General features: G+C 67.9%; 12 protein-coding genes and 1 pseudogene. 7 read left to right on the plus strand and 6 right to left on the minus strand.

The features are described from left to right. The 3 genes and pseudogenes from BPODLACK_RS22550 to BPODLACK_RS22560 form a co-directional block, all read right to left on the minus strand. Positions 1 to 421, minus strand: a pseudogene (locus BPODLACK_RS22550) (helix-turn-helix domain-containing protein); the annotation flags it as partial. A 114-nt stretch (positions 422 to 535) separates the two neighbouring features. Further along, on the minus strand, positions 536 to 1,306 hold the full coding sequence (locus tag BPODLACK_RS22555) for a deoxyribonuclease IV (protein ID WP_159406284.1): 771 nt from the start codon (positions 1,304 to 1,306) through the stop codon (positions 536 to 538). A 94-nt stretch (positions 1,307 to 1,400) separates the two neighbouring features. Continuing rightward, on the minus strand, positions 1,401 to 1,616 hold the full coding sequence (locus BPODLACK_RS22560; RefSeq protein ID WP_005194730.1) for a hypothetical protein: 216 nt from the start codon (positions 1,614 to 1,616) through the stop codon (positions 1,401 to 1,403). A 247-nt stretch (positions 1,617 to 1,863) separates the two neighbouring features. On the opposite strand from BPODLACK_RS22560, the gene BPODLACK_RS22565 reads away from it, so the two are divergent. The 3 genes from BPODLACK_RS22565 (at position 1,864) to BPODLACK_RS22575 (ending at position 4,442) form a co-directional block, all read left to right on the plus strand. Further along, a complete protein-coding gene (locus tag BPODLACK_RS22565; protein WP_159406285.1) occupies positions 1,864 to 3,183 on the plus strand; it encodes a phosphatase PAP2 family protein in 1,320 nt (439 codons plus the stop codon). A gap of 19 nt (positions 3,184 to 3,202) precedes the next feature. Then, positions 3,203 to 3,652, plus strand: a complete 450-nt coding sequence (locus tag BPODLACK_RS22570; protein WP_006436760.1) for a hypothetical protein — start codon at positions 3,203 to 3,205, stop codon at positions 3,650 to 3,652. 70 nt (positions 3,653 to 3,722) lie between these two features. After that, complete coding sequence (locus BPODLACK_RS22575; RefSeq protein ID WP_096274785.1) at positions 3,723 to 4,442, plus strand: DUF305 domain-containing protein; 720 nt, start codon at positions 3,723 to 3,725, stop codon at positions 4,440 to 4,442. A gap of 115 nt (positions 4,443 to 4,557) precedes the next feature. Here the strand turns inward: BPODLACK_RS22575 and BPODLACK_RS22580 are convergent, their stop codons facing one another. Beyond that, positions 4,558 to 5,622, minus strand: a complete 1,065-nt coding sequence (locus BPODLACK_RS22580; protein ID WP_096274784.1) for a DUF4185 domain-containing protein — start codon at positions 5,620 to 5,622, stop codon at positions 4,558 to 4,560. Between the two features lie 79 nt (positions 5,623 to 5,701). Continuing rightward, a complete protein-coding gene (locus BPODLACK_RS22585) occupies positions 5,702 to 6,577 on the minus strand; it encodes an acyl-CoA thioesterase domain-containing protein (RefSeq protein ID WP_006436757.1) in 876 nt (291 codons plus the stop codon). Positions 6,578 to 6,668: 91 nt separating this feature from the next. Here BPODLACK_RS22585 and BPODLACK_RS22590 point away from each other — a divergent pair, with 91 nt between their 5' ends. Further along, on the plus strand, positions 6,669 to 7,247 hold the full coding sequence (locus BPODLACK_RS22590; protein ID WP_096274783.1) for an HdeD family acid-resistance protein: 579 nt from the start codon (positions 6,669 to 6,671) through the stop codon (positions 7,245 to 7,247). 104 nt (positions 7,248 to 7,351) lie between these two features. Here the strand turns inward: BPODLACK_RS22590 and BPODLACK_RS22595 are convergent, their stop codons facing one another. Next, entirely contained in the window at positions 7,352 to 11,230 is a 3,879-nt protein-coding gene (locus tag BPODLACK_RS22595; protein ID WP_096274782.1) for a Pls/PosA family non-ribosomal peptide synthetase, read from the minus strand. 144 nt (positions 11,231 to 11,374) lie between these two features. Here BPODLACK_RS22595 and BPODLACK_RS22600 point away from each other — a divergent pair, with 144 nt between their 5' ends. From BPODLACK_RS22600 to BPODLACK_RS22610, 3 genes are read left to right on the plus strand one after another with little or no spacing between them, the layout of a single operon-like run. Then, positions 11,375 to 12,349 carry an alpha/beta hydrolase gene (locus BPODLACK_RS22600; RefSeq protein ID WP_006436754.1) on the plus strand — a complete coding sequence of 325 codons (975 nt, stop codon included), beginning with the start codon at positions 11,375 to 11,377 and terminating at the stop codon, positions 12,347 to 12,349. Further along, positions 12,318 to 12,743, plus strand: coding sequence for a YidH family protein (locus tag BPODLACK_RS23805; RefSeq protein WP_081598236.1), 426 nt, complete (start codon positions 12,318 to 12,320; stop codon positions 12,741 to 12,743). Before BPODLACK_RS22600 ends, BPODLACK_RS23805 begins: the two co-directional genes overlap by 32 nt. A 34-nt stretch (positions 12,744 to 12,777) precedes the next feature. Further along, entirely contained in the window at positions 12,778 to 13,071 is a 294-nt protein-coding gene (locus tag BPODLACK_RS22610; protein ID WP_006436752.1) for a hypothetical protein, read from the plus strand. The last annotated feature ends 132 nt before the right edge of the window (positions 13,072 to 13,203 follow it).

A 13,203-nucleotide genomic window follows, 5' to 3' on the forward strand; every position in this document is an offset into this window, starting at 1 on the left:
CGCTTGGCGTTCGTACTGACGAATCTCGCGTCTGCGGGCACGTACGGGCGCCCCTGTTGCTGGGTCGGTCCACGACACCGTAGGCATCGGTACCGGGTCAGGATGCGGTGCACCGTGGAGACGTTCAACCCCAGGTGAAACGCCATCCTGGCAGGTCCCCAGCGGCGGGAGACGCGTAACCCAACGACCCGGCGTTCCCGGCGCTGGCTGGTGCGATGCGGACACGACCGGGGTCGGCTGGAGCGGTCGACCATTTTCCGGCTGACCCTGCGTCGCGGTAGCGGTCGGCCCACCGTTTGGCCGTGGTGACCGAGACATTGAATCGATCAGCCGCGCGACGCAGTGGCCACCGGTCGTCCACGACGCACCGAGCCAGACGCAGCCGGCCAGTTGGGGACAACGGTGAATTACGGTGAGACATGAAGACCTCCGGGTTGAGGAGCGGTTCTTAGACAGCTCCACACCTCACTCGGAGGTCTTCCCTATGTCACGTCGACTCGCCGAACGCGGTACCTAACGTCCCGGGTCAGTACAGCTAGAGCGCTGAACGAAGGTATTCGAGGTCGGCGGGGATGCCCTCGGCCGGCGTCTCCAGGATCACCGGCGCGTCGGCGGCCGCGGCCACGGCGACGAGCACCTCGGGATCGATGTGCCCCGAGGCGAGGTTGGCGTGACGGTCGCGACCGGAGTCGAACTCGTCGCGAGAGTTGTTGAGGTGCACCAGGTCGATGCGTCCGGTGATCTCCTTGACGCGCTCGACCAGTCCGACGAGATCCTCACCGCCGGCCCAGGCGTGGCAGGTGTCGAGGCAGAAGCCGGCCTGCTCGAAGTCGCCGACCGCCTCCCACAGCCGATCGATCGACTCCAGCGTCCGTGCCATCGCGTGATCGCCGCCCGCGGTGTTCTCGATCAGGATCGGCACCCCGAAGCCGCCCTTGTAGACCTGGCGGTCGAAGAGCTTGCGCCAGTTGGCGAATCCCTCAGCCGACTCCTCACCGTCACGGAGATGCCCACCGTGCACGACGAGACCGAACGCCCCGAGTTCGGCGGCTGCGGCGGCCTGCTGTTCGACGGCTTTGCGCGACGGCATGCGCAGCCGGTTGTTGAGGCTCGCGACGTTGATCTGATAGCTGGAGTGCACGACGACGTCGACGTCGGATTCGCGGATCGCGGCCGCATGCGGATTCGGTTGCGGCTTCTTCCAGCTCTGCGGATCGGTGACGAACATCTGGAAGACGTCGATGCCGAGTTCGGCGGCGGTGACCAACGGGTCGGTGTCCTCGCGAAGGTGTGCTCCGATGCGCATGCGTCAACGATAGTGCCCGCATCCGGGCGGCAATGCCGGTGCCCGTGTCCCGATGGACGGGCCACCGCGGTCGGTCATTCGACGACTCGTCGGGTCACTCGCCGGGTGCCGGCTCCGTCTCGATCGTGATCGGTACCCCGGCCGCGATCAGCAGGCGGCACGGGGCCGCACTGTCGTGATACAGATTCAGCCACTCATGGCCGCGAGTCCCGTCGGAGTACACCGCATCGAGGGTGCGGTTCAGCCGAGCCTCCGCCTCCTTGGTGATGATGTAGCGCTGGTCGCCGTAGCGCAGGTAGCGATTGGGCACCGAGACCTCCTCTGGAGTGGGGGATTGCCGGACTCCAGTGTGATCCACGACACCCCGACGGGGCGTATTTCGGCCGAAACCGGTTGCCGGGTGGGTGATCGGGCCGGTCGCGACGACCGGCGGGTACGCGCCGTGCTGCGATGGCTCACGAATGGGACATGGCCATTACACTGACGGCAGGTTACGAGCGTGGGTGCCCTGAGGGGCGTGACGGGCGGGATTGTGTCGGGTGAGTGTTGACGAGTCGGTGGGCTTCCCGCGGCCGGGCAGGTCCACGGAACGCGGTGAGGGCCAGAAGCCTGATGACACGAACTCGGCGGATGTGATGCTGTCGAAGCCCGGCCAACCGCTCTCCGGACCCGAATCCGGCCGTGAGGCATCCGAGGTCGACCCGCCGGAGATGGCGCCGGTTCTCGAGGACCTGGCCGCCGCCGCGGAGATGGAGGCCGAACCCGAGAACCGTCGCGACCTGACCATGGTCCGACGCATCGCTGTCACCGCCTGGTTCGTGCTGATGGGCGTCCACATCGCCCTCGAGGGTCTGGCCTTCGACCGCACGCGGCTGATCATCCTGATGTGCCTCGGACTGGCAGCGGCCAGCATCGGGCGCCGCAGGTTCATCACGATCATCCTCGACTGGGCGCCGTTCGCCCTGATCCTGATCCTCTACGACTGGACGCGCAACATCGCGCAGGTCGTCGGCATGCCGACGCACTGGAATCTCGCGATCGACTTCGACGCGTTCCTCTTCGGCGGCATCACGCCAACGGCGTGGCTGCAGGAGAACCTCAAGCAGGCGAGCCCACCCTGGTGGGAGGTCATCGTCAGCGTCGTCTACATGTCGTACTTCATCATCCCGTATGCGGTGGCCGCCTGGCTGTGGCTCAAGGACCGAGCGGCCTGGCGCCGATACGCGGCCTGTTTCGTCGCGACGACCTTCCTGGCCCTCGTCGGATACACCCTCGTCCCGGGTGCCCCGCCGTGGGCTGCCGCACGATGCACCGCGGCCGAGGTCCAGGACTATCCGCGTGACCCGATCTGCATGTACGAGCCCGTGGCCAAGGAACCGGGCGGGTTGCTCGGGCCCTTGGACAATGCCCATCCCGACGCGGAACCGTACGTGGAACGCATCTCGGCGCGTGGCTGGAACTACCTGAACATCCACGCCGCGTCGAATCTGGTCACCCTCGGTCAGGGCAAGTCCAACCTCGTCGCGGCCATCCCGTCGCTGCACGCCGGTCTCACCATGCTGCTCGCGCTCTTCATGTGGCCGCGGGTGAAGGCGCTCGCCAAGACGCTCTTCATGGGCTACGCGTTCGCGATGGCGTTCGCCCTCGTCTATACCGCCGAGCACTACGTCTTCGACATCGTGCTCGGGTGGGCACTCGCCGCAGCGGTGATCGCGGTGTACCAGATCGTCGATCGGAAGTATCTGATCCCGCGGCGGAAACGGTTGGCCGCCGAGGCCGAAGCCGCCGGTTCCGATGCCGCCGGGACCGAATCCGCCGGGACCGAATCCGACCGTGAGGACCCGGACGCCGAGAAGGTGTCGACGCCCGCGTCGTGACCCCGCTAGCCTGGGACAGATGACCCGGCACAGGGCCCGGACCGTACGACGGTATCGGGGGCTGATCCTTCCGCTCGCGCTCGCGGTGATGCTCATGCACACCGTGGTCGCGGGTCCGGCCGAGGCGGAGAGCCGTGCCGGGGCGGAAGGTCGTGCCGGCTCCCACTCCCACGCCGGTCATCAGACGGCGGCAGCGTCGTCGGAGCCCGGGATGACCCATGCCGCGGTGATGGGTGAGGCCCCGTCGATGTCCGGTGCGGACTGCGGAGATCACGACCACGGGTGCGTGTTCACCCGGGCCGCCGACATCGATCTCCCGACTGCCGCTCTCGTGCTGCTCGTCTGGGCCTTCCTGTCCCTGTCGGCGGCAGCGCGGTATCGCCCGGCTCGTCGCGGCGTCGTCGTCCTCGGACGTCCGCCCCCGTGGGCCATCCGCTCGCACCTGCAGCTGCAGGTGATCCGCTGCTGAGGAGACGTCCGCGGACCGGTGGGTCCGCCATGTCGTCATACCCGAAAACCCTCAGCAGCAAGGAAAACCGATGTCTGTACACCGCAATGCAACTGTTCGACGCCGCGCCGCGATCGGGACCGCCCTGGGCGCTGCCGTCGCCCTCACCCTCGTCGGATGTTCGTCCGACGAATCTCCTTCCGGCACAACCTCCGCCGACCGCCCGGCGGCATCGTCCCCGGCCGGTTCGTCCGCGCCCGGTCAGTCGTCTGCGACGGCCCACAACGACGCCGACGTCGAGTTCACCACCGAGATGATCGCGCATCACCGTCAGGCGGTGATGATGGCCGAACTCGTCGAGGACCGGACGCAGAATCGCGAACTGATCACCCTCGCGAACAAGATCGAGGACGCGCAGGAAGACGAGATCGACCAGATGACAGCCCGTCTCAGGTCATGGGGCGTCCCGATGGGGGCACACATGGACGACGGGGACATGGGTCACGGAAACATGGACGACGGAAACATGGACGACGGGGACATGGGGCCCGGAGGCGGCGGCATGGGCCAAGGGGGCATGCCGGGGATGATGTCCGCGGCGCAGATGGCGGCACTCCGGAACGCCAGTGGCGCCGAGTTCGACCGACTCTGGCTCGAGGGCATGATCCGTCACCACGAAGGCGCCATCGCGATGGCCGACGAGGTGCTGGCCAACGGCACCGACCCGGCCACGAAAGCCCTTGCCACGAACGTGAAGAAGACCCAACAGGCCGAGATCGACCAGATGCGGGCGATGCTGGGCCAGGGCTGAACCACCCGGAGAACGCGGTGTGGGGCGGTTCGGAGAAGATCCGGAACCGCCCCACACCCCCGTTGTGCCGACCTCAGCGTTGCCGCGTCATCTCCTCAGGGTCATCTCTTCAGCGTCATTTCTTCAGGGGCAACCGCATCAGATAGACCTGATAGCCGATCGAGATCGAGTACGTGAAGTAGAGCGTGCTGCCCTTCGACCACGGGTGGATATACGGCGCGTAGCCGGTGTACGGGTCGGCGGACGGTGCGACGATCTCACCGGAAGTCCAAGGGCCCCAGGGGTTATCGGCGGTGCGGAGGGTGACGCCGATGTCCTGGCTCGCCAGCGAGATGTACTTGCCGAGGTAATCGTTCCAGGCCACGGACAGCTCGCCGGTCGGGGCGCCCATCACCGGGGTCGCGGCGCCGGGGTCGTTGCGGACCCAACGGCCGTAGGAGAAGTAGTCCCATTTACCGAGGTTCTCGATGTCCTTCTCGTCGACGCGGGCGAGGTAGACGCCGCCCCACCGGCCGTCCGGGGTGCCGTAGTAGTAGATGGTCTTGCCGACCTTCAGGAAGGCGCCCATCTGGAACTTCTTGTTGCCGCCTCCGTTCGGGCGGAAGGCGTTCAGGGCACGCCAGTTCTCGCCGTTGTCGTTCGAAACGACGAGGCCCGACCAGTTGGTCGTCCAGATACCCGGCTGATCCCACCGCTTGACCGACATGACGGTCATGTACTGCTTGCCGTTGGCGGCGACACCCGCGGTCGGGATGATGGTGACCTCGCGACGGACATTGGGCTTCAGCAGTCGCTTCGCGTGGCCGGGGCGGCCGGCGTGCGAGGTGAAGGTCATGCCGTCGGCCAGATTGCGGTCCGCGCTGCGCAGCAGGACGTTGGATCGCCAGTAGAACAGCTCGCCGTACAGCAGCGACCACCCGTTGAACGACTGCGTGTCGCCGAACGCGGTGAGGACCTCACCACGGCCGTTGTCCCACATGACGCCCAGGTCGGTGCCGACGATGTTGTAGCGCCCGATGGTGTCGTTCATGGCGAACGGCCCGGTCAGGCGATTGACGATCGACGCCGGACCGGCGGCATTGCCGGCCTGTGCGGGTGAAGCGGCCAGTGTCGTCGTCAGGGCAACCGTGAGCGTCGGGACGACGAGACCCAGGAGAAGCCGATGAAGGCGTCGTGTCATGGGCGAGACCTTATCAAGACCTGAGAGGGGCTGGGGGCCAGAAGAAAAGGTCTTTACCCTGGCGAAACGCTGAAAACGGTCAGAGTGGACGATAGCGTGCGGTGGTGTCGACGGTGGTGAAGTCGATCTGTGCCGCAGCGTTGTTCACCGCGGTCACCAGCGCCGTCCCGAACATCCCGTCGGCGTCGTACAGTCCCGCGTTGCTGACCGAGACGCCGTCGTCCTCGACATGGAGGTCGGCCTCGACGCCGATGCGTTCACCACGGGGTAGACGACTGATCGCCACGGTGAGGTCGCAGTTGATGAAACCGATGCCGGTGGTACCCCAGTTCGAGATGACACTCGCCGACTCCGCGCTGATGACGGCGCGCTGGAACGGTGTCGGCTCCTCGCCGGGCACGATCGGGGCCGCGCGAGTCCAGACTCGTTTGCGATAGGCGTTCTGGTGATCGGGCATCTCGTACTCCCATTCCCTGGGTGCACGGCCCGGCGCGTCGGACGCCCATCGCGGGATGAGGTCGTCGTCCGTGGTCGTCGATCTCGGCGGACGGAACGTCACCGCCTCCGGCGGCCGTTGCCATCGCTCTCCCGGCGGGTTGACCGAGGTCCGCAGGAACACGGTCGTCCCTCGTGCCACGACGACCTCCTGACCGTCCTCCGGGTGTTGCACGATCTCGACGTCGACGACCCGGATACGTCCACCGGAGCGTGTCAGCCGCGTTCGTGTGGAGGTGATGACGTCGCGGGCGGCCTTGAACAGGTCGATCGTGCATCGGGCCGGCAGGAACTGATCGTCGCCGTACTCCACCTCGACCGCGCGCGCGGCGAGCGCACACACCGCAGGCCCGCTCAACGTGCCCGGCGCCCACAGGCTGGAGGCGAACTGCGTGGGCCGGTAGCGCCGGTCCGCCGCCGAGGGGGTCTCGACAGCCTCGAAAAAGGCGATGGTGGTCATCCGTTACTTATTACCGGTAGCCGCAGTCAGGTTTGTGCCAGGGCCCCGCGATCAGCATGTGCCGGGGTCCGTCTCCCGATAACCTTCGACCATGACATTTGCGACGGCGTACACGAAACATTTCCCCGACGAACTGATCGGCGCCGTCCGCACCGCGCTGATCGTCACCTCGATCGTCGGCATCGTTCTCGGTGTCGTGGTGATCGTGTGGCCGGGACCCACCATCGTCGTGGTGGCGATCCTGTTCGCGATCTCGCTGATCATCGCCGGGATCTTCCGCATCTACCAGGCGTTCGCGGCGTCGTTCCTGAGTACGGGAGTGCGCGTCCTGCTCGGCGTGGTCGGCGTGATCGTGCTGCTCGCCGGCATCATCGCGCTCTTCAGCCCCGGCGACGCGATCTGGCTGCTCGCGGTCTTCATCGGCATCGGCTGGATCTTCCAGGGTGTCGCCGACCTCTACGCGGCGGTCACGAAGTCCGGTCACAGCCCGACCTGGTTCCTGATCCTCTCGGGCATCGTCGCGGTGATCGCCGGAATCGTGATGATCATCCTGCCGGTCTTCTCGCTCCAGGTCCTGGCCTGGGTCGGTGGCATCATGCTGGTCGCACTGTCCATCGCGACGCTCCTGACGCTCCCCAAGAAGGTCGAGGCCGCCGGACCGGCGGTCTGACCTCGACACGCGGCGTCCTCGCTGCGCTCGGTCGTCGCGGCTCGGCCGGCGGATCATTCTCTGCCGGTTGAGCTTGTATTTCTGACGGTTGAGCTTGTCGAAACCTACTTCGCCGCCGGCCACGGGGCGATGGGATTGCCCTGCCAACGGGTGTGCGCGGGCACGACGTCGCCGCGCATGACCAGCGAAGCCGGTCCGACCGTTGCCGATTCGCCCAGCCCCGATGCCGGAAGGGCGACGCAGTGCGGTCCGAGGGTCGCGCCGGCGTCGAGGGTGACGCGGTCGATGGCCATCACGCGGTCGTGGAACAGATGCGTCTGGACGACGCAGCCTCGCTGCACGGTCGCGCCGTCGCCGAGGCTGACCAGATCGGCCTCGGGTAGCCAGTAGGTCTCACACCACACGCCACGCCCGATCCGGGCGCCGAGCAGACGAAGCCACAGGTTGAGAATCGGTGTCCCGGTGGCGGCATTGGCGAACCACGGCGCGGCCACGGTCTCGACGAACGCGTCCGACAGCTCGTTGCGCCAGACGAACGAACTCCACAGCGGGTGCTCGCTCACCGTGATGCGGCCGACGACGAGCCATTTGGCGGCGGCCGCGGTGCCACAGGCAACGGCGCCGACCCCGAGCAGCAACAGTCCGCTCACCAGCGCGGCCATGCCGTAGTGCACGTGAACGGCGACGTACTGCAGCGCGAACAACATGCCGACACCGAGCCCGAACGACACCATCACCGGCACGAGACGCAGGGTTTCGACGACGGCACGCGCGACCTTCAGCTTCGTCGGCGGGTCGAAGGTGCGCGACGTGTCGATCTCGGCGGCGGTGCGGCGCAGGCGGACCGGTGGGCTGCCCAGCCAGCTCGACCCCGACTTCGCGCGGTTCGGCGTCGCCGACAGCACCGCGACCAGGCCGTTCTTGGGCACCTTGCGGCCCGGCCCGGTCATCCCGGAATTCCCGAGGAACGAGCGCTTGCCGATCTTCGCCTCGTCGATGTGCAGCCAGCCGCCGCCGAGCTCATACGACGCGACCATGGTGTCGTCGGCCAGGAAGGCGCCGTCGCCGATGGTGGTGAAGCGGGGCAGCACGAGTGCCGTCGAGATCTCGGTGCTCTTGCCGACCTTGGCGCCCAGCACGCGGAACCAGATCGGTGTCAGCAGGCTGGCGTAGAGCGGGAACAGATAGGTGCGGGCGGCGTCGAGGAGCCGTTCGGTGAGCCAGACCTGCCAACCGACCCGGGATCGCACCGGGTGGTAGCCGGTGCTCAACCCCAGCGATGCCAGGCGTACCAGTCCTGCGGTGATCGCGGCGAAGACGACGAGGCTGGTGAGGGTCGCGGCCGGCAGGAGGATGAGCGCACGGACCGCGGCGTCGCGCAACCGGTCCGCAGAGAGGGCCCAGCTGCCGATGACGGCGAGTCCCGCGGCCAGCGAGACCAGCGGGGTGGCGGCCAGGACCAGCGAGGACAGGCCGTACGCCGGCACCCAGGCACTGGCGCGCGGCGGACGGTGATCGGGCCAGGGGTGTGCGGCCTTGCCCACCTTGATCGCGGGTGAACCGGCCCAGTGCTGGCGCGCCTTGACCCGACCGAACACCGCGGAACCCGGCGCGACGACGGCGTCGCGCCCGACGACGGCTCCCGGCATGAGCGTCGACCGTGCGCCTATCGTCGCCCCGCGTTTGATCGCGATCTCCCCGATGTGGACGACGTCGCCGTCTATCCACCAACCGGCGAGGTCGACCTCGGGTTCCACCGAGGCGCCTTCCCCGACCGTCAGCAGTCCGGTGACCGGAGGGATCGTGTGCAGGTCGACGCCCCGCCCGACCTGTGCGCCGAGAGCGCGGGCGAGGTAGATCATCCACGGCGCGCCGGAGAGGTTCGCCGCACCGCTCGCGTCCAGGAGTCGTTCGGCCACCCACAGCCGCACGTGCACGCCGCCGCCGCGGGGGTACTCGCCCGGCGTGACCCCGGCGAGGAGCAGACGGGAACCCGACGCCGCGATGAACATCCGGCCGGGCGGCGTGATGAAGACCAGGAACGCGACGAGCAGAACCCACCAGTTCACCTCGACCAGCCACGGGACCGAGCGGTTCATCCGGTCGGCGACGACGGCGGCCAGGTTGTTCACGACGCCGAGCCAGGTCGCCCACTGGAGACCGGTCAGGGTTGTCAGGGGAACGGTCAGCGCGACCTGGGCGACGCCCGTGGCGCGCGGTGTCGGTCTCACATGACGTTCGACGATGTTCGTCGTCGGTCTGCGCGCGTCCAGCATCTCGGCCATCGAGCCGAGACGGGGATGGTCGTAGAGGTCGGCGACCGAGATGTCCGGGTGGCGTCCGCGGATCGCGGTCACCAGCTGTGCGGCGGCGAGCGAACCACCGCCCTCGGCGAAGAAGTCCACATCGGGGCTGCTGATCCGGATGCCGAGCACATCGGTCCACAACTGGGCCAGCCACAACTCGGTCTCACCGAGTTCCACATCCTCATCCACTGGTCTGCTGCTGCCCGGCAGGGGCCAGGGCAGCGCATCGCGATCAACCTTTCCCGAAGTGCGCGTGGGCAATTCGTCGACGAGGGCGAGGGTCGGGATCATCGCGATGGGCAGGTGGCGGGTGAGTTCGGCGTGCGCGGCCGAGACGTCGAAGTCGGGATCAGCGGAGACCAGGTAGCCGACGAGCAGGCTGTTGCCCGCCGCGGACTTGCGGACCGCGGCGGCGGCGCCACTCACACCGGGCAGGTGCTGCAGGGCGTTGTCGATCTCGCCGAGTTCGATGCGTCGCCCGCCGACCTTCACCTGGTCGTCGGCCCGACCCATGAAGATCAGGCCCGCGGACTCGAGTCGCACGAGATCGCCGCTGCGGTAGGCGCGTTCCCAGCCCAGGGTCGGCATCGGGGCATACTTCTCGGCGTCCTTGGCCGGGTCGAGGTAGCGGGCCAGTCCGACGCCGCCGATGACCAGTTCGCCGACCTCGCCCTCGTCGACCGGCCGGCCGTCGGCGTCGACGACCGCGAGATCCCATCCGCGCAAAGGCAATCCGATGCGCACCGGACCGGGTCCGCCGAGCGGGGCGGCGCACGCGACCACGGTCGCCTCGGTGGGTCCATAGGTGTTCCACACCTCGCGTCCGGGCACGGCGAGGCGATCGGCGAGTTCCGGCGGGCAGGCCTCACCGCCGAAGATCAACAGTCGCACCGCCTCCAGGGCCTCCGGTGGCCACAACGACGCGAGTGTCGGCACGGTCGAGACAATGGTGACGTCCCGCGCGACCAGCCAGGGCCCCAGGTCCATGCCGCTGCGCACCAGCGATCGTGGTGCCGGAACGAGGCAGGCGCCGTTGCGCCAGGCCAGCCACATCTCCTCGCACGACGCGTCGAACGCGACCGAGAGCCCGGCGAGCACACGGTCACCGGGTCCGATCGGCTCGTCGGCGAGGAACATGTGTGCCTCGGCATCGACGAAGGCGGCCGCGTTGCGGTGGGTGACCGCGACGCCCTTCGGGGTCCCGGTGGAGCCGGAGGTGAAGATGATCCACGCGTCGTCGTCGGGTGTCGGACGCGCCGGCGCGACCGCGGTGCCGGCGGGTTTCGTCGCGTGCGGACCGTCGGCGTCGACGATGGCATCCACGTCGGCCTCGCCGAAGACGAGTTCGGCGCGCTCATCGGGATCGTCCGCGTCGACGGGCACGTAGGCGGCACCGGCGTACAGCGTGGCCAGGATGGCGACGTACAGATCGCGTGAACCGGACGGCATCCGGATGCCGACGCGGCTGCCGTGCCCGACGCCCACCTCGGCGAGACGAGCGACGGTGCGTCGGATCAGCGCCAGCAGCTGGCCGTAGGTGAGGGTGACGTCGCCGTCGTCGATCGCGGCGGCGTCGGGGTGTGCCCGCGCGGTCTCGGTGAGGACGTCGCACAGGGTCCGCGGATCGTCTGCCTGCGCGGACAGCAGGAACTGAGGAGAGATCTGTACCTGCGTCACAGCCACCGTCTAGTCACGAGTTCGAGAATATAGCCGACCCAGATGACCAGCAGGGCTCGGCCCGGTGAATGTTTTTCCCCGGCGTTTACCGGATACAGGAGGGGGGCTGAGGGTGTAGCTTCGGCTCAGACCAGGAGGAATTCCATGCCCATCGTCCATCACCGGCGGCCGAGTCTCCTGTCATATCCTCTCTGGCTCGGATCGCGCCTGTTCCTGAAGCCGATGCTCACCCTGTGGCCGGTCAACAGTGCGGGCCTCGCCGGTCTGTTCCTGATCGACCGGCTGATGGCGGTCGGACCCAAACCCCGCGGGGTCGTCCGCGAGCAGTTGACCCTCGCGGGTCGTTCCACGGAGCTGATCATGCCCTCCGGTCCGTCGCGCCGGGACAGCGACACGGCGATGCTGTACCTGCATGGCGGCGCTTTCGTCGTGTGCGGTCTCGGTACCCACCGTTCGATCGCCGCGCGGCTGGCGCGCGCCTGCGAGATCCCGGTGTTTTCACTCGAGTACCGGCAGCTGCCGAAGGCCGGGGTGGGCGCATCGGTGGCCGACACGATCGACGCGTACGCCGAACTGATCAACGAACGCCACTATCGGCGGGTCATCGTCGCCGGTGATTCGGCGGGCGGATTCCTGGCGGCCAAGGTCGTCGAGGCCGTCGCCGCGCGCGGACTCCCGGCCCCGGCGGCGCTCATCGGCTTCTCTCCGCTGCTCGACGTGGACCTGGGTACCAACCCGGACCGGTCCAGTCGCTCCGACGCCTATCTGCCGAAGTCGAAGATGGCCAAGCTGGCCCCCAAGTTCGATCGCGGTCCCGTGCCGCTGACGGGGGTGCGCCGGATCTCCGATCTCGATCCGGACGAGTTCCCGCCGACGGTCATGGTCACTGCCCAGGGCGAGATGTTGGAGCCGGACGTCATCGACCTGGTCGAGATTCTCGACCAGGCGGGGATCGAGGCCCTCGCGCACAGCTACGCTTGGCAGGTGCACGCGTTCCCGGTGCTGGCCTCGCATCACCCGGAGACCATCCACGCGATCGAGGTGACCGCGACCTTCGCGAAACAGGCGATACGAGAGGGCAAGAGCACTGACGACCGAGAGGACCAACGGGTCGGCTGACGAAAGCCGCCCCGGCACCGAAGCAGGTGCCGTCCCCACCGCCGCGCCACCCACCGACGCCCCGCCCGGTGCGGTCGACGCGCGCTTCACCCTCGCCGCCGAACGCACGCTCCTCGCGTGGGTGCGGACCGCGATGGGATTCATGGCGGCAGGTATGGCGATCGTCTACCTCGCCCCCGACATCGACAGTCCGGTGTTCGAACTGGTCCTGGGTCTCGTCCTCGTCGCTCTGGGTTGCTCTCTCGCCGTGATCGGTGCGTGGCGCTGGCAACGCACAATGCACGTGCTCCAACACGGTGGCCAGATGCCGGGCCCGGCCCAGGTCCTGTTCGTCGTCACTGCGATAGTGGGGGTGGCCATCCTGATCGCGGTTGTCGTCGTGATCCAGACCTGATCGCCATCCCGACCTGTCCTACCCAGGAGTTCCCGTGAGTACCGGCCCCGACTTCTCCCGCGGCGCGCAGACGCTGTCGACGACGATGACCAGCATCGGCGCGGCCATCCTCATCGTCTGCCTGGGCTGGCTGACCGTCGACTGGTGGCGCGACGGCCGCTGGTTCTGGGTGGCCGTCGGGATCGCCATCATCGTGGTCAACATCGTGCTGATCGTGCTGCAGATCCGCCGCCAACGCGCAGAGCGCGCCAAGGGCCCGAAGCGCCCCCGGCGCCCGCTGATCGACAACTTCGACGACCTCGACGACAACCCTCCCCCTGCTGCCTGAGGTGTGAGGAGCGATAGCGACGAGCCACCCCCTGCTGCCTGAGGTGTGAGGAGCGAAGCGACGAGACGGTCCTATAGCTTGTCAAGGGTTCCGAGGTCGGTGGTGAGGTCGCGGAACACTTCGCGGGCGATG

The sequence above is a fragment of the Gordonia sp. YY1 genome (genome assembly GCF_009872315.1).
GTDB lineage: Bacteria > Actinomycetota > Actinomycetes > Mycobacteriales > Mycobacteriaceae > Gordonia > Gordonia amicalis.